The sequence below is a fragment of the Limnohabitans planktonicus II-D5 genome (assembly GCF_001270065.2).
Taxonomy (GTDB): domain Bacteria; phylum Pseudomonadota; class Gammaproteobacteria; order Burkholderiales; family Burkholderiaceae_C; genus Limnohabitans_A; species Limnohabitans_A planktonicus.
Genome location: NZ_LFYT02000005.1, coordinates 221845 through 237843, shown reverse-complemented (window position 1 = coordinate 237843; position 15999 = coordinate 221845). Strand labels below are relative to the sequence as shown.

The 15999-nt window shown below is 63.1% G+C and carries 12 protein-coding genes; 7 read left to right on the top strand and 5 right to left on the bottom strand.

Annotated elements, in window-relative coordinates:
• Positions 1–210 precede the first annotated feature (210 nt).
• The 4 genes from H663_RS26790 to H663_RS26775 all read right to left on the bottom strand — a co-directional run bounded on the left by H663_RS26790 (position 211) and on the right by H663_RS26775 (position 6021).
• Positions 211–1794 carry an ArnT family glycosyltransferase gene (locus tag H663_RS26790; protein WP_053168775.1) on the bottom strand — a complete coding sequence of 528 codons (1584 nt, stop codon included), beginning with the start codon at positions 1792–1794 and terminating at the stop codon, positions 211–213.
• Positions 1791–2621 (bottom strand): ChbG/HpnK family deacetylase, encoded by an 831-nt coding sequence (locus H663_RS26785; RefSeq protein ID WP_053168773.1) that lies wholly within the window; start codon positions 2619–2621, stop codon positions 1791–1793. The genes H663_RS26790 and H663_RS26785 overlap by 4 nt, the downstream gene beginning before the upstream one ends.
• The gene (locus H663_RS26780; protein ID WP_053168771.1) at positions 2621–3598 is read right to left on the bottom strand and encodes a LysR family transcriptional regulator; all 978 of its coding nucleotides are present in this window, start codon (positions 3596–3598) and stop codon (positions 2621–2623) included. The genes H663_RS26785 and H663_RS26780 overlap by 1 nt, the downstream gene beginning before the upstream one ends.
• A gap of 1496 nt (positions 3599–5094) precedes the next feature.
• Positions 5095–6021: a hydroxymethylglutaryl-CoA lyase gene (locus tag H663_RS26775; protein WP_053168769.1), complete on the bottom strand. Its 927-nt coding sequence runs from the start codon at positions 6019–6021 to the stop codon at positions 5095–5097.
• A 188-nt stretch (positions 6022–6209) separates the two neighbouring features.
• On the opposite strand from H663_RS26775, the gene H663_RS26770 reads away from it, so the two are divergent.
• The 7 genes from H663_RS26770 to H663_RS26740 all read left to right on the top strand — a co-directional run bounded on the left by H663_RS26770 (position 6210) and on the right by H663_RS26740 (position 14913).
• Entirely contained in the window at positions 6210–8441 is a 2232-nt protein-coding gene (locus H663_RS26770) for a malate synthase G (protein ID WP_053168766.1), read from the top strand.
• A gap of 666 nt (positions 8442–9107) precedes the next feature.
• Positions 9108–10751 carry an acyl-CoA dehydrogenase family protein gene (locus H663_RS26765; RefSeq protein WP_053168764.1) on the top strand — a complete coding sequence of 548 codons (1644 nt, stop codon included), beginning with the start codon at positions 9108–9110 and terminating at the stop codon, positions 10749–10751.
• 9 nt (positions 10752–10760) lie between these two features.
• Entirely contained in the window at positions 10761–11558 is a 798-nt protein-coding gene (locus tag H663_RS26760) for a crotonase/enoyl-CoA hydratase family protein (RefSeq protein WP_053169368.1), read from the top strand.
• Positions 11559–11699: 141 nt separating this feature from the next.
• Positions 11700–11912, top strand: a complete 213-nt coding sequence (locus tag H663_RS26755; RefSeq protein ID WP_053168762.1) for a cysteine-rich CWC family protein — start codon at positions 11700–11702, stop codon at positions 11910–11912.
• The gene (locus H663_RS26750; protein WP_053168760.1) at positions 11912–13399 is read left to right on the top strand and encodes an MFS transporter; all 1488 of its coding nucleotides are present in this window, start codon (positions 11912–11914) and stop codon (positions 13397–13399) included. Before H663_RS26755 ends, H663_RS26750 begins: the two co-directional genes overlap by 1 nt.
• 4 nt (positions 13400–13403) lie before the next feature.
• The gene (locus H663_RS26745) at positions 13404–14165 is read left to right on the top strand and encodes a class II glutamine amidotransferase (RefSeq protein WP_053168758.1); all 762 of its coding nucleotides are present in this window, start codon (positions 13404–13406) and stop codon (positions 14163–14165) included.
• A 40-nt stretch (positions 14166–14205) separates the two neighbouring features.
• Positions 14206–14913, top strand: coding sequence for a hypothetical protein (locus H663_RS26740; RefSeq protein WP_053168756.1), 708 nt, complete (start codon positions 14206–14208; stop codon positions 14911–14913).
• A gap of 1 nt (position 14914) precedes the next feature.
• Here H663_RS26740 and gshB read toward each other — a convergent pair whose 3' ends face one another.
• Positions 14915–15874, bottom strand: a complete 960-nt coding sequence (gene gshB, locus H663_RS26735; RefSeq protein WP_053168754.1) for a glutathione synthase — start codon at positions 15872–15874, stop codon at positions 14915–14917.
• Positions 15875–15999 lie beyond the last annotated feature (125 nt).

Below are 15999 nucleotides of genomic sequence, written 5' to 3'. Positions count from 1 at the left end.
GGCGGGTAAGCGCCATGACGGGGCGGGGCGCAATGCCGCACTGACTGTCATTGCGAGGAGCTTGCGATGCGGCAATCCAGAAACAGCTTCCGTCAATCCGGTATCGACCACTTGGGGAGGGAGGTCAGCTGCGGCATAGGCACCTTGGTCGCCAGCGCAGGCTTGATCGGGTAGCGTCGAATAGCAAGCGCGGGCCTGCTGAACTGAACCTCACTGCTGGCGCTGTTTTTGCCCATGGTGATCGAGGCAGGACAGACCTTTGTCTTCACCCGGTTTTGTGCTTTGCGCCACTGAAGGGTTGGCGCTTTGTTGCCAGAGGCTCCAGGCGCGGCCTTGGTAAACCTTTTGCCAGCGGCTCAGATCGCCCAGTTGGCTGGCATCGTTGGGGGTGACGAGCCAGCGCGCATCGGTGGCTGGCTGCATCAGGGCTTCTGGGCCTTGCAGCACTTGGGCGGCTTGGGCATCAAAGTCTGCGCCTTCAAACAGTTCACGCTGCCAGTTGTCACCGGCGTTTTGCCGGGCGGCGGCCCAGTCGTCGACCACCACCACCGGGGTTTTCAGGTTGGCTTCAAACGGCAGGTCGTAGGGGTAGCCGCCCGCCACGGTCACGCGGTCGCGGGTGTCCATGCGGCAGGCCAGCTCGTGCGCCACATCGCGGCTGCTGTGGCGCAAGCTGTACTGTCCTGCGAAGTGGGTGAACGCCGCCCCCAGCGCCAGGTTGACGGCGCACAGCAGGCCAAACACCTTGGCGGCATGGGTTTGGGGGGCGAAGTATTGTTCCCAGGCCAGCGCGGCCAGCAGGCTGAGCGGGGGCATGACCGGCAGGATGTAACCCACCAGCTTGGACTTGGGCAGGCTGAAAAACAGCGTGATGGCGATCAGCCAGACCCACAGCAAGGCGGTCCAGGCCGATGCCGGTTTCAGCACCGCCAGCTTGTGGCGCAGCAGGCCGGTTGCACCTTGCCAGACCACCAAAAAGGCCCAGGGAAAGAGCAGGGCCAGCAAGATCACCGGGTAGAACCACAGGGGCCATTGGTTGTTGAAGGTGCTGCCGGTGTAGCGGCCAAAGTGCTGGCCGATGATCAGGTAATCGAACAGGCCCGGGAATTTTTGCTGGCCCAGCACAAACCACGGCAGCGCGATGAGGGAGAACACCAGCGCACCGCTCAGCCAGGGCATGCGCAGCGCACGCGGCCATTGGCGCGTGAGTGTGACCCAGACCACCATCACCAAACCAGGCAGGGCCAGGCCAATCAGGCCCTTGCTCAGCACGCCCAGGGCGCAGGCCGCAAAGCCCGCCAGGGCCCAGCCCCGGTGAGGGCGTTTGCCCGGGTGTTGCATGGCGGCGGCCAGGCACCAGATGGCGATGCTGATCCAGGCACCCACCAGCATGTCGTGGTTGATGTACTGACCGCCCACCAAAAAAGCGAGGCTGGAGCCGAGCATCCACACGCTGCGTCGCGCCGTGCGTTCACCGACGATGTGGCGCGCGCCCCAGTACAAGCCCAGCAGCATGAGCCCGGCGTGCAGGGCGGGCACCAGACGGGCACTCCAGGCGTGCACGCCTGCGGCCCACAAGGTGATGGCCTGCAGCCAATGCAGCAAGGGCGGTTTGTGAAAAAACGGGATGCCGTCCAGCCGAGGGGCCAGCCAGTCGCCCGAGACCAGCATCCAGCGGCCCACGTCGCCGTAGCGTCCTTCGTCGGGCAAGGCCAGTGGCCGCAGCGCGGCCAGGCCCAGCAAAATCAGCCACAGGCCCAGAAGGCTGAGCCAGGATTTTCGGGTGTCGCTCATGCGGTGGCGGGGGGCCAGGCTTGCTGGCCGCGTGCCAGTTGCAGGCCGTGGCGCTGCATCAGCGTGGGCAAGAGTGGGCTTTCAAGTTCTTGCAGCTCTTGCGTGCGGGCGTGGGCAATCGGGTCGTCGGTGTCATCACTGCTCAGCCCCGGGTGGCACATCATCACCACGCCCGGGTGGGCGGCGGCGTCTTGCAGCCAATCCGCCAGGCGCAGGCCATAGGCACTGGCATCGCCATCAAAGCTGTAAATGCCGCTCAGCCACTGCGAATGCGGCAAACCGGCTTGGCGTGCCAGGCGCTGCAAGGCTTGCGCACCCATGGCGCCGATCACCCAGGCCTTGATATCGCTGCGCGGCGTCAGTGGCCGCGAAATCCTGATCCAGGGCCGAGGCCCTGTGGGGTAGCGCCGGGTCAGCACCTCCACCAGCGCCTCGCGGATGACCGGAAATTGCTGCACATGCTGGTGCCCGTCCACATGGTCGGGTGGGGCTTGCCAATGCGCCTCAAACAGGTCCAGCTGGCGTTCAATCACGGCGCGGGCTTGCTGGCGGTCCAGTTGCCGCAGCTGGGTTTGCAGCATCAGGCGTGAGAGCGGTTTGCCGTGGCCTGCGGCCATGGCAAAGGGGCTCGTCCAGTCCAGGTGCAGGCCCACATCCAGTTGCTGGCGCAGGGGGCGCAGCAAAGCGACATCGGTGGGCCAACCGGGGGCCAGCGTCATGGCGCTGGTGGCGCTCAGTCGCGCTTGCGCGGCCAGTTGCGCGATGCCTTGCGACACCGCCGGGTTCATGCCGAAATCGTCGGCGCAGATCACAAGTTGGACGCTCATCAGGGGGCTGATTCTAAAGGTGGCGAAGTTGAAGCTGAGGTGGCCGCTGAGGTGGCCGTCGAACTCGGCCAAAAGCTGGGCAAACCATAGTGGTGCTTGAGAAAGTCGATCCACAGCCGCACCCGCAGGGGCAGGTGTTTGCGCTGCGGAAAGACCACATAAATGCCATTGGGCGGGGCGGCAAACTGCTCCAGCACGGCTACCAGCCGTCCGGCCTGGATTTCGGACTCCACCTCCCAGGTGCTGCGCCAGGCAATGCCATAGCCCGCCAGGCACCAGTCGTGCAGCACCTGACCATCCGAGCAGTCCAGTGGCCCGCCCGGGCGCAGGTGGATCACCTCGTGGCCCTGTTCACTGGGCACTTGAAAGGCCCAGCCCCGGGTTTGCGAGGCGTCACTCGACAATGTCAGGCAGTCGTGGTGCAGCAGATCGGCCGGTTGCTGGGGCGTGCCGCGCTGGGCCAGATAGCCGGGGGTGGCCACGCACAAGCGCCGGTTGTCGGCCATGCGCACGCTGACCAGCGAGGAATCGGGTAAATCGCCCACGCGCACAGCGCAGTCAAAACCTTCGGCAGCCAGGTCCACCACCCGATCGCTCAGGTTGAGCGAAATTGTCACGTCCGGATGTTGCTGGCGAAAGCGTGGCACCAGCGGGGCCACATGGCGGCGTCCAAACCCGGCCGGGGCGGTGATGCGCAAATGGCCGCTGGCCTTGACGCCCCCCGCCGACACGCTGGCCTCGGCGTTGGCCACGTCCGACAGCAGCCGCTGGCAGTCTTCCAAAAAGGCGCTGCCCTCGTGCGTGAGGGTGATGCGCCGCGTGGTGCGCACCAGCAACTTGACGCCCAAGTGCTCTTCGAGTGCATCGAGCCTGCGCCCGATGATGGCCGGGGCCACCCCTTCACCCCGGGCGGCGGCGGTCAGGCTGCCTTTGGTGGCAACTGAAACAAAAGTGTCAAAGGCTTTGAGCTTGTCCATGTCCGGTGATTATGCGGGTGCGGCAGAGCCTGCCTGCCTGTAGGTCGGTGGTCGAAGACCCCGACGTTTGTGTGCCAAGCGCCAACGCTGATGACGGGCGATGGTGGTGGAACGGGCAAGTGTCGGACTCTGCGAGTACCGACCTACGGGGTCAGCTGCTTTGTAGGTCGGCGGTCGAAGACTCCGACGTTTGTGCGCCAAGCGCCAACGCTGATGACGGGCGATGGTGGTGGATCGGGCAGATGTCGGACTCTGCGAGTGCCGACCTACGGGGTCAGCTGTTTGGTAGGTCGGTGGTCGAAGACCCCGACGTTTGCGTGCCATGGCCAAATTCGCATGACGGGCGATGGTGGTGGGTCGTGCAGATGTCGGACTCTGCGAGTGCCGACCTACGGGGGCAGCTGTTTGGTAGGTCGGCGGTCGAAGACCCCGACGTTTGTGCGCCAGGGCCAAATTCGCATGACGGGCGATGGTGGTGGAACGGGCAGATGTCGGACTCTGCGAGTGCCGACCTACGGGGTCAGCTGTTTGGTAGGTCGGTGGTCGAAGACTCCGACGTTTGTGCGCCAGGGCCAACGCAGATGACGGGCGATGGTGGTGGATCGGGCAAGTGTCGGAATCTGCGAGTACCGACCTACGGGGCAGCTGTTTGGTGGGGCGGCGGTCGAAGACTCCGACGTTTGTGCGCCAAGCGCCAACGCAGATGACGGGCGATGGTGGTGGAACGGGCAGATGTCGGACTCTGCGAGTGCCGACCTACGGGGCAGCTGTTTGGTGGGGCGGCGGTCGAAGACTCCGACGTTTGTGCGCCAAGCGCCAACGCTGATGACGGGCGATGGTGGTGGAACGGGCAAGTGTCGGACTCTGCGAGTACCGACCTACGGGGTCAGCTGTTTGGTGGGGCGGCGGTCGAAGACCCCGACGTTTGTGCGCCAGGGCCAAATTCGCATGACGGGCGATGGTGGTGGGTCGTGCAGATGTCGGACTCTGCGAGTGCCGACCTACGGGGGCAGCTGTTTGGTAGGTCGGCGGTCGAAGACCCCGACGTTTGTGCGCCAATCGCCAACGCTGATGACGGGCGATGGTGGTGGAACGGGCAGGTGTCGGACTCTGCGAGTGCCGACCTACGGGGTCAGCTGTTTGGTAGGTCGGTGGTCGAAGACCCCGACGTTTGTGCGCCAATCGCCAACGCAGATGACGGGCGATGGTGGTGGATCGGGCAAGTGTCGGACTCTGCGAGTGCCGACCTACGGGGTCAGCTGTTTGGTGGTGCGGCGGTCGAAGACTCCGACGTTTGTGCGCCAATCGCCAACGCTGATGACGGGCGATGGTGGTGGATCGGGCAAGTGTCGGACTCTGCGAGTGCCGACCTACGGGGCAGCTGTTTGGTGGGGCGGCGGTCGAAGACCCCGACGTTTGTGCTGTTTGGTAGGTCGGTGGTCGAAGACTCCGACGTGGGGCGAGAGCCCTTGGGCTGCGCGCAGTCGCCCGACCTTTCAGCCGCGCCAGCCTTTGGGCAGTCCGGCTTCGGGCGTCATGCCGTACAGGGTTTCGCCGGGCAGGCCTGCTTTCAGGGGCTCGCGTGCGGCCATGAGCGTGGGCCAATCAATACCGGTGGACACGCCCATGGCCTCAAACATGAAGACCAGGTCTTCGGTGACGACGTTGCCCGAAGCGCCCGGTGCGTAAGGGCAGCCGCCCAGCCCGCCGAGCGAGCTGTCAAAGGTGCGCACGCCAACTTCGTAAGCGGCCAGGCAGTTGGCCAGGCCCAGGCCTCGGGTGTTGTGCATGTGGGCGGCGCCGGTGCGTTCGCCGATTTCCTGAAACAAGCGCTTGAACAGCCGCGTGGTCTGGGCCGGGTTGCCCATGCCAGTGGTGTCCGACAAGCCCACATCGCTGGCCCCGGCTTCGGCGCAGGCCACGGCCAGGCGCAGCACATCGTCTTCGGGCACCTGGCCTTGCAAGGTGCAGCCAAAGGCGGTGGAGATGGCTGCTTCGACGGGTACGCCGGGGGCGATGGCGTCGCGCAGCGCCACCACGGCGCGCAACTCGGCCACCATGTCTTCGCGTGTTTTGCGCACATTGGCCAGGCAGTGGGCCTGGCTGGCCGAGATGGGCAGCGTGATTTTCCGAGCGCCCGAGCGCAAGGCGGTTTCGGCCCCGCGCAGATTGGGCACCAGCGCCATGACGGTGATGTGCGTGTGTCGCAGGGCGTGCTGCACCACCTGTGCGGCATCGGCCATCTGGGGCAGGAGTTTGGGGGGCACAAACGAGGCGACTTCGATCTCGCGCAGCCCCGCAGCGGCCAGGGCGTCAATCCACAGGCATTTGGCGGCGGTGGACATGGTGCCGCTCACCGATTGCAGGCCGTCGCGGGGGCCGACTTCGCTGATGAGGACGTCAGGGGCGTGAATGGGGGTCATGGCAGGATTAGACAACAGCGGTTTTGGTGAGTGTGATTCGTGCATAAAAGTCATGGGTTTATGGCTTTTTCGCGTGTTTATCTGCATCGAAACTTAGAATAAAGTCTTTCCTAAACTGTCAGCCCGTGCACGCGCACTGTGAGGGCTGGCACCATGCACCCGTTTTTCAACATCCGACCGAGGCTCCCATGACCGAACGCACCGCGATCCACAACTTGCAAGTGGCCAACCCACTGCTGAGTTTCATCAACGACCAGATGCTGCCCGCTACCGGCGTGGACAAAGACACGTTCTGGCAAGGCTTCAACGACATCGTGGCCGATCTGGCCCCGAAAAACATCGCCCTGTTGGCCGAGCGTGACCGCATCCAGACCGCCATGGACGAGTGGCACACCGCCAACCCTGGCCCGGTCAGCGAAGGCAAGGCCATGAAGGCCTACCGCAAATACCTGAGTCAAATCGGCTACCTGGTGCCCGAGCCGCGCAACGCCCAAGCCACCACCGCCAACGTGGACGCCGAACTGGCCAAGCTGGCCGGCCCTCAGTTGGTCGTGCCGATCTTGAACGCCCGTTACGCCCTGAACGCCGCCAACGCCCGTTGGGGCAGTTTGTATGACGCGCTGTACGGCACCGACGCGATCAGCGAGGCCGACGGTTGCGAAAAAGGCTCGGGCTACAACCCCCAGCGCGGCGCCAAAGTCATCGACTACTGCCGCAACGTGCTCGACCGCACTGCACCTCTCAAGACCGGCTCGCATGTGGGCAGCAAGGGCTACGCAGTCAAGGCGGGCAAGCTGGTGGTGACCCTGGCCAACGGCAAAAACTCCACCTTGGCCGATGCCAAGCAGTTCGTGGGTTACACCGGTGATGCCAAGGCCCCTGCATCCGTGCTGTTCGTGCACAACGGCATCCACCTGGACCTGCAAATCAACAAGACCACGCCGATTGGCAAGACCGACCCGGCTGGCGTGTCCGACCTGATCGCTGAAAGCGCTTTGTCCACCATCCTTGACCTCGAAGACTCGGTCGCTGCTGTGGACGCCGACGACAAAGTGCTGGCTTATGCCAACTGGTTGGGCATCTTGCAAGGCAGCCTCAGCGAAGAAGTGCAAAAGGGCGGCAAGACGTTCACCCGCACCATGAATGGTGACCGCGAGTACACCAAACCCGCTGGCAAAGGCACCGTCAAGTTGCACGGCCGCTCGCTCATGTTCGTGCGCAACGTCGGTCACCTGATGACCAACCCCGCTATTCTTTACAAAGGCGCGGACGGCAAAAACCATGAGATCCCAGAGGGCATCCTGGACGCGATGGTCACCGTGACCTGCGCCTTGGTGGATTTGCAGAAAAAGTCTTCGCACCCCCTGCGTAACAGCCGAACCGGCAGCGTCTACATCGTCAAGCCCAAAATGCACGGTCCCGCCGAAGTGGCGTTTGCCGACGAGCTGTTTGGCCGCGTCGAAAAAGTCATCGGCATGAAGCCCTCCACCGTCAAGCTGGGCATCATGGACGAAGAGCGCCGCACCAGCGCCAACCTCAAGGCCTGCATTGCCGCTGCCAAGAGCCGCGTGGCCTTCATCAACACCGGCTTCCTGGACCGCACCGGCGACGAGATGCACACCTGCATGCTGGCCGGCCCCGTGATGCGCAAGGGCGACATCAAGAACAGCACTTGGCTGGGCGCTTACGAGAAGAACAACGTCAACGTGGGCCTGGCCTGCGGCTTGCGCGGCCGTGCCCAGATCGGCAAAGGCATGTGGGCCATGCCCGACCTGATGGCCGACATGCTCAAGGCCAAAATTGGCCACCCCATGGCCGGTGCCAACACCGCTTGGGTGCCCAGCCCCACCGCCGCCACGCTGCACGCCATGCATTACCACCAAGTGGACGTGCCTGCGCTGCAAAAGCAGATGGAAAAGGCTGTGGCCAAGCAAGACCCCAAAGAGCTGCGCGAAACCACCCTCAACGCCTTGCTGCAGTTCCCCGTGGTGGCCAAAGACGCCGCCAACTGGTCTGAAGAAGACAAGCAAAAAGAACTCGACAACAACGCCCAAGGCATCTTGGGTTATGTGGTGCGCTGGGTGGACCAAGGCGTGGGCTGCTCCAAAGTGCCCGACATCAACGGCGTGGGCCTGATGGAAGACCGCGCCACCTTGCGCATCAGCAGCCAGCACATGGCCAACTGGATGCAGCACGGTGTGGTGACCGAAAAGCAAGTGAAGAAAACCATGGAGCGCATGGCCGCTGTGGTGGACGCGCAAAACGCGGGCGACGCGGCATACCAGCCCATGGCCGGTAACTTTGCCAAGTCGGCGGCTTACAAAGCGGCTTGTGACCTGGTGTTCAAAGGCAAGGCGCAGCCCAGCGGCTACACCGAGCCGCTGCTGCACGCCTGGCGTTTGAAGGTCAAGGCGGCCTGAACGCGCTGACGTCGGACGCGGTCTGACCTTTGAAAAAACGGCTCCTTCGGGAGCCGTTTTGCGTGATCGCGAGGACCTTACCCTTATCCCGTCATGGCGAGGAGCTTGCGTCCTTTCTCGTCATTGCGAAGAGCCTGCGTCCTCTCCGTCATTGCGAATGAGCCTGTGTCCTCTCCGTCATTCTGAGGAGCTTGCGTCCTCTCTCGTCATTGCGAGGAGCCTGCGACGTGGCAATCCAGTTGGAGCGCTTGCTGCAGGCACGAGCGCCAGATTGACAGCTGCCACTGGATTGCCACGCTTCGCTCGCAATGACGAGCCGGGTGGAAGGGCGATGACGAGGCGGTAAAGGTCCAATGAAGTACCACCGGCCTTTTCCCGTCATGGCGAGGAGCCTGCGACGTGGCAATCCAGTTGGAGCGCTTGCTGCAGGCATGAGCGCCAGATTGACCGCTGCCACTGGATTGCCACGCTTCGCTCGCAATGACATCTTCGGTGAAAAGGCAATGACGAGCCGGGTGGAAGGGTGATGACGAGGCGGTAAAGGTCCAATGAAGTACCACTGAGTACCTGGTACCGAGTACTGATCACTGAGGTGCCGTGAGCAGGCATTTCCCCTAGACTCACCCGCATGCACAACAATCCCCAAGGGCTGTATGGAGTCCACCCATGACCTGGCAAACGCACGAAATCACGAACCAGTTCGACGAACTGCAAAACTACAAGTTGTTGGCCACCGACACACCTTTGCGTGAAGCCTTGGCACGGGCCGGCGCTGATGACTTTGTGTCGCAGCTGGACAGCTATGGCACCAAGCTGGGCCAAGCCGATACTTATGCCTTGGCCGATCAAGCCAACCGCTACACGCCTGAGCTGAAAACTTTCGACGCCCGGGGCCGCCGTGTGGACCGGGTCGAGTTTCACCCCAGCTGGCACCAGTTGATGGCGCTGTACCGTGGGCAAAACCTGATCGCCATGCCCTTTGTCGACGAACGCCCGGGGCGCTGGTCGGCCTGGGCTGCAGGCTTTTACCTGCATGGTCAGGTGGAGGCCGGCACGTTGTGCCCCGCCACCATGACGCAGGCGGCCATTCCCTTGATTCAGCGTGAACCCGCCCTGTGGGCGGCCATGAAGGACCAGCTGTTCAGCCCCGAATACGACGAACGCGATGTGCCGCTGGCCGACAAAAAGTCCATGTGGGTCGGCATGGGCATGACCGAAAAACAAGGCGGCTCCGATGTGCGCGCCAATACCACCACCGCCACACCCACCGGCCAGGGCGAACGCGAGTTCACCCTGCGTGGGCACAAGTGGTTTTTTTCGGCACCCATGTGCGACGCTCACTTGGTGGTAGCGCGCACCGCTGACGGCGGTCCCAGCTGCTTTTTCGTGCCGCGCTGGCGACCTGACGGCAGCAAAAACCCGATTGAAATCCAGCGGCTCAAGAACAAGGTGGGCAACCGCAGCAATTCCAGCAGCGAAGTCGAATTCAAGGACGCACACGGCATCCTCATGGGCGAGCCGGGGCGCGGCATTCCCACCATCATCGAGATGGCCACCTACACCCGCCTGAACTGCGTGGTCGGCAGCGCCGCCATGGTGCGCCAGGGTTTGGTGCAAGGCCTGGCCTACGCCCGCCAGCGCAAGGCCTTTGGCCGCTTGCTCATCGACCAGCCGCTGATGCGCGCGGTGCTGACCGATCTGGCGCTGGAAAATGAAGCCAATATGGTTCTGATGATGCGTCTGGCGCAGGCTTATGAACGCGATGACAGCCCGCTTGAAAAAGCCTGGAAGCGCGTGATGACGCCCGCTGCCAAGTTCTGGGTCTGCAAGCGTGCGGTGGAACTGACGGGCGAGACCATGGAAATCTTTGGCGGCAACGGCTATGTGGACGAGGGCGTCATGGGTCGCCTGTTTCGTGAGGCACCGGTCAATTCGATCTGGGAAGGCTCGGGCAACGTGATGTGTCTGGACGTGATGCGGGCCATCGGCAAGGAGCCCGATCTGGCCCACGCCCTGCTGCAAGACCTGAGCCAGGGCCTGGGTGACGATGCCCGCTTGGTGGCCGCCCAACAAAGCCTGCAGGCCATGCTGCGCGAGCCCCCCGACCAACTCGAAGCCCTGGGTCGCCGCTTTGCTGAGCGCCTGGTGCTGCTGGCCCAGGCCAGCTTGCTGCGCCGCCATGCGCCCACAGCGGTGGCCGATGCTTTCATCGACACACGCATGGACCCGCAATGGGGCCGTGTGGTGGGCAGTATCGACACCCGTTTGCTGGCGGTGGATGTGATCTTGCAACGCGCTTATCCGAACTGAGACATGCCCATGACACACTCAGAAGTTCAGGTGACCCGGCAGGGCCCAGTCACCCTCGTCACGATCGACCGCCTGCAGGCCCGCAATGCGGTAGACCGCGTGACGGCGCAGCAACTGGCCGATGCCTTTCGCGACTTTGACGCTGACCCGGATGCAGCCGTGGCCGTTTTGCATGGCGCGCATGGCACCTTTTGTGCCGGAGCCGACCTCAAGGCGCTGAACGACGACGAGCGCCGCAACCGCCTGGAGCCTCAGGGCGACGGCCCGATGGGGCCTTCGCGCATGCTGCTGTCCAAGCCCGTGATCGCGGCCATCGGTGGGCATGCGGTGGCCGGTGGTTTGGAGCTGGCCTTGTGGTGCGATTTGCGCATCGTGGAGCGCTCGGCCGTGATGGGTGTGTTTTGCCGCCGTTTTGGCGTGCCCCTGATCGACGGCGGCACCGTGCGCCTGCCCCGGTTGATCGGCTTGTCGCGAGCGCTGGATTTGATCCTCACGGGCCGTGCCGTGGGCGCAGACGAAGCCTTGGCCATGGGACTGGCCAACCGCGTGGTGGATGACGGGCAGGCCTTGCAGGCAGCAATCGAGCTGGCACAGCAACTCGCGGCCTTGCCCCAGACCTGCCTGCGCAACGACCGCCGTTCGGCGTATGAGCAATTCGGTATGGGCCTGGATGAAGCGCTGGCCCACGAATTTGCGCTGGGCCTGCAAACCCTGGCCAGCGGCGAGGCGTCTCGAGGTGCCAGGCTGTTCGCGTCGGGTGTCGGGCGAAGCGGTCAAGGCCTGAACGAGGTAGGCCCTGAATCGTAAGGCGTGGACATGGTCAGGCCCATGTCGGGGTCTTCGACCACCGACCTAAAAATTCCGGTGCCCTTGTAGGTCGGCACTCGCAGAGTCCGACGTTTGACTTCTGAGCCTCTAAACTCTGTGCTGAACTGACTTTCTTTCACCATGACAGCCTCTATCCCCGTTGACCCTTGTCTGTGTCCCCTGTGCGGGCAAGCCAACGCCTGCGCCATGGCGGCTTCACCCGCGCAAATTTCTGAGCCTTGCTGGTGCACGCGTGTGCACTTCAGCACTGAATTGCTGCAAAAGTTGCCCGATGCTGCACGTGGCAAGGCCTGCATTTGTCAGGCCTGCGCACAACAAGCCGCAACGCCCTGATGACAGCCCCGCACGACCCCCACAGCCTGCAAGGCTTGCGTGCGCGCTACGGGGTGCGCCACCGCTGGCTGTTGCTCTACACCCTGATGCTGGGCTCGATGGCGGCGGTGATGTCGTCGACCATCATGAATGTGGCCATTCCCGACATGAGCCAGCACTTCACGCTGGGCCAAAGTCGGGTGCAGTGGGTCACCTCGGGCTTCATGGTGGCCATGACGGTGTCGATGCTCACAACCCCTTGGTTGCTGGCGCGCTTTGGCTATCGCAGGGTGTATGAGGTCTGCATGTGGCTGCTGCTGGGCGGGGGTGTGGTGGGCGGTTTTGCAGACGATTTCACGCTGGTCATGGCGGCGCGGGTGGCAGAGGGGCTGGCCGCCGGTGTGGTGCAGCCGATTCCGGCCATCATCATCTTGCGGGCGTTCGACTCGAATGAACAGGGCCGCGCCAGTGGCCTGTTTGGCATGGGTGTGGTGCTGGCCCCGGCCATTGGCCCCAGCATTGGCGGGGTGCTGGTGGATGTGTTTGGCTGGCGCTCTATCTTTTTCATGGTGGTGCCGCTGGCGCTGGTGGCGCTGTGGCTGTCGCGCCGCTTTGTGCCCACCACGGCCCCCGGAGGAGTGGCTGCCAATGCCGAGGGCGATGGCCTGGACTGGGTGGGGCTGGCGCTGGCCAGTGCCTCGACTCTGATGCTGCTCAACGGCCTGGTGCAGTTGCGCGGGGACGACGACACGGTTGCTGTGGTGTTGCTGGCCGCAGCCGCCCTGGGCATGGGCTTGTTTGTGGCCTGGCAGCGGCATTTGCTCAAGGCCCGACGGCATGGTCAACGCAGGCCGCTGATGAATCTGCAGGTCTTTTCGCACCGCAGCTTTGCCATGGGCGCTTTGGTGGCGTTCACCTACGGCATCGCGCTGTTTGGCTCCACCTATTTGCTGCCGGTGTACATGCAGATGGGACTGGGCCTGTCACCGTCCTACATCGGTGCGGCCTTGCTGCCTTCGGGCATTTTGCTGGCGCTGACCATTGCGGTGGTGGGGCGCTTGTCGGACCGTTATCGGCCCGCGGTGCTGGTCAGTCTGGGTCTGGCGCTTTTGGCCTTGTCGTTTGCGCTCATGCCCACGGTGCACCCGGCATCGGGCCTGGCCTTGCTGTGGGCCTGGGTGATTTTGGGGCGCATTGGGCTGGGCTTTATCCTGCCTTCGCTCAATCTGGGCTCCATGCGTGGCATGCCCAAGGCGCTGATTCCGCAGGCGTCCAGTGTGATTGGCTTTGTGCGCATGCTGGGTGGTGCGGCCGGGGTGAGTGTCTGCGCCATCGTGCTGGAATGGCGCCTGAGCGCTGCCGGCGTGTCTTTGCTGGGCGGCGGGCATCCGGCAGCGAGTTTGCGCGCTTTCAACGAGACTTTTCTGGGGCTGGCGGCCATCACCGCGCTGGCCTTGCTGGCGGCCTGGCGCATGGCCGGTGCGCCCGCCGCGCATTCGAAAGACTGACGCCATGTGCCAACTGCTCGGCATGAATGCCAACACCCCCACCGATGTGACCTTCAGCTTCAGCGGCTTTGCGCAGCGCGGCGGGGCTACCGACCACCACAGCGACGGCTGGGGCATTGCTTTTTTTGAAGGCAAAGGGGTGCGTCATATGGTGGACCACCAAAGCGCCAGCACCTCACCGGTGGCTGAGCTGGTGCGTCGCTACCCCATCAAAAGCCAGAACGTCATCGCCCACATCCGCAAGGCCACGCAAGGCGAGGTGAGTTTGGAAAACTGCCACCCTTTTGTGCGCGAGTTGTGGGGCCGCTATTGGGTGTTTGCGCACAATGGCAATCTGGTGGACTTTGCGCCCCGGCTGCATGGCAACTTCAGGCCGGTGGGCCAGACCGACAGCGAACGGGCGTTTTGCTGGCTCATGCAAGAGCTGGCCAAATCGCATGCGGGCGTGCCCAGCGTGCAGGAGTTGACCCGCACCCTGCGTGAACTGGTGCCGCAGATTGCCCGGCACGGGACCTTCAATTTTTTGCTGTCCAACGGCGAGGCTTTGTGGGCGCATGCCAGCACCCACTTGCATTACGTGCTTCGCAGGCACCCGTTTGCTCGCGCTACGCTCAGTGATGAAGACCTGAGTGTGAACTTTGCCGAGCACACCCGCGAGAACGATCGCGTGGCCGTGGTGGTCACGCAGCCTTTGACCACTGACGAAAATTGGGTGGCTTTAGCGCCGGGGCGCGTGCATGCCTGGGTAGACGGTGACTTGGCATGATGGGCCACGGCACTGTCATCGGGGTGCCTACAATCTTTGCATGATCAAGTTTTCAAAAGCAATTTGGGTGGTGTTCGGCATGCTGTTGGGCATCCAGGGTGCCTGGGCTGCGCGCCCTTTCATGACCGACGATGCTCGGCTGACCACGCAGGGCAGTTGTCAGTTGGAGAGCTGGACGCGCCGCTACAGCAACAGGGTGGAATACTGGGCTTTGCCAGCCTGCAACCCAACGGGCAATTTCGAAATCACCGCGGGTGTGGGCCAGTTCAGCGCCAACGGTTTGCCTGGCAGTCAAGATCAGGTGCTGCAAGGCAAGACGCTGTTTCGCCCGCTGCAATCCAATGATTGGGCTTGGGGGCTGGCCTTGGGACGTGTCTGGCACCCATCAACTCAGCCAGGCCCCAATAATCTGGGCAACACGTATTTGAATTTGCCCTTGTCGGTGTCCAGGCTGGATGACCGGCTGGTTTTGCATGCCAATTTGGGCTGGTCGGTGGATCAACGCACCCGTCAAAATTCCACCACCTTCGGGATGGGCGCAGAGTACTGGGCGACAGGCAGAATCATGCTGATTGCTGAAGCTTTTGGAGACGATCGCCAAAAGCCTTTTGTCCAGTCGGGGATCCGTTTTTCAGTGATCCCCGGTTTGCTCCAGATCGATGCCACCCTTGGCACGCAGCCCTCAGGACGCGAACGAAACACTTGGACTTCGTTGGGACTGCGCTACACCCCCGACAAGCTTTTCTGATTCAGGCTGTTGGGCTCGATGTCAGCGCTGTTTCCAGCGCGTCGATGAACAGCGCGGCCACATCGCAGCCCATCTGGTCGGTGATTTCTTGAAAGCAGGTCGGGCTGGTCACGTTGATCTCGGTGAGGCTGTCACCGATGATGTCCAGGCCCACCAGCATCAAGCCGCGTGCAAACAAAATCGGGCCCAGCGCTTCGGCGATTTCGCGGTCACGCGCGGAAATCGGTTGCGCCACGCCCTTGCCGCCTGCGGCCAGGTTGCCACGCACTTCGCCGCCTTGGGGAATGCGGGCCAGGCAAAAGGGCACGGGCTTGCCGCCAATCAAGAGCACGCGCTTGTCCCCTTGCGCGATGCCGGGCAAAAACTTTTGCACCATCACGGTTTGTGCGCCATCCCGGTTGAGGGTTTCAATGATGGCACCCAGGTTCAAGCCGTCTGCGCCCACTTTGAAAATGCCCATGCCGCCCATGCCGTCCAGGGGCTTCAAGATGATGTCGCCGTGCTTGGCGTGGAATTCCCGGATGTCCGCTTCGCTGCGTGTCACCAGTGTAGGGGCGATGAATTGCGGAAACTCCATGATGGCCAGTTTCTCGGGGTGGTCGCGCAGCGCGGCGGGGCTGTTGAACACCTGGGCACCCTCGCGCTCAGCCTGGCCCAGCAGGTGTGTGGCGTAGAAGTATTCGCTGTCAAAAGGCGGGTCCTTGCGCATCACCACGGCGTCAAAGTCTTTCAGGGCGGCGCGGTGGCTGGCGGTTTCGGTGAACCAGTTGGTGGCGTCTCCAGTCAGGTGGATCTCGCGCACCAAAGCGGTCACGGCTTCGCCTTGCTGCCAGCGCACATCGCTCATCTCACAGGCCACGACCTGATGCCCCCTTTTTTGCGCCTCGCGCATCATGGAGAAGGTGGTGTCTTTGTAAATCTTGAAAGATTCCAGCGGATCGGCAACGAAGAGAAATTTCATAACTGTGCATTGTAGGTCGGAGGTCGAAGGCCCCGGCGTTGCCCCCTCCGCTCGTACATTGCGCCCTTTTTCGTCATGGCGTCCTCTAACTCCGTCATTGCGATCCCCGCACTCCGTCATTGCGA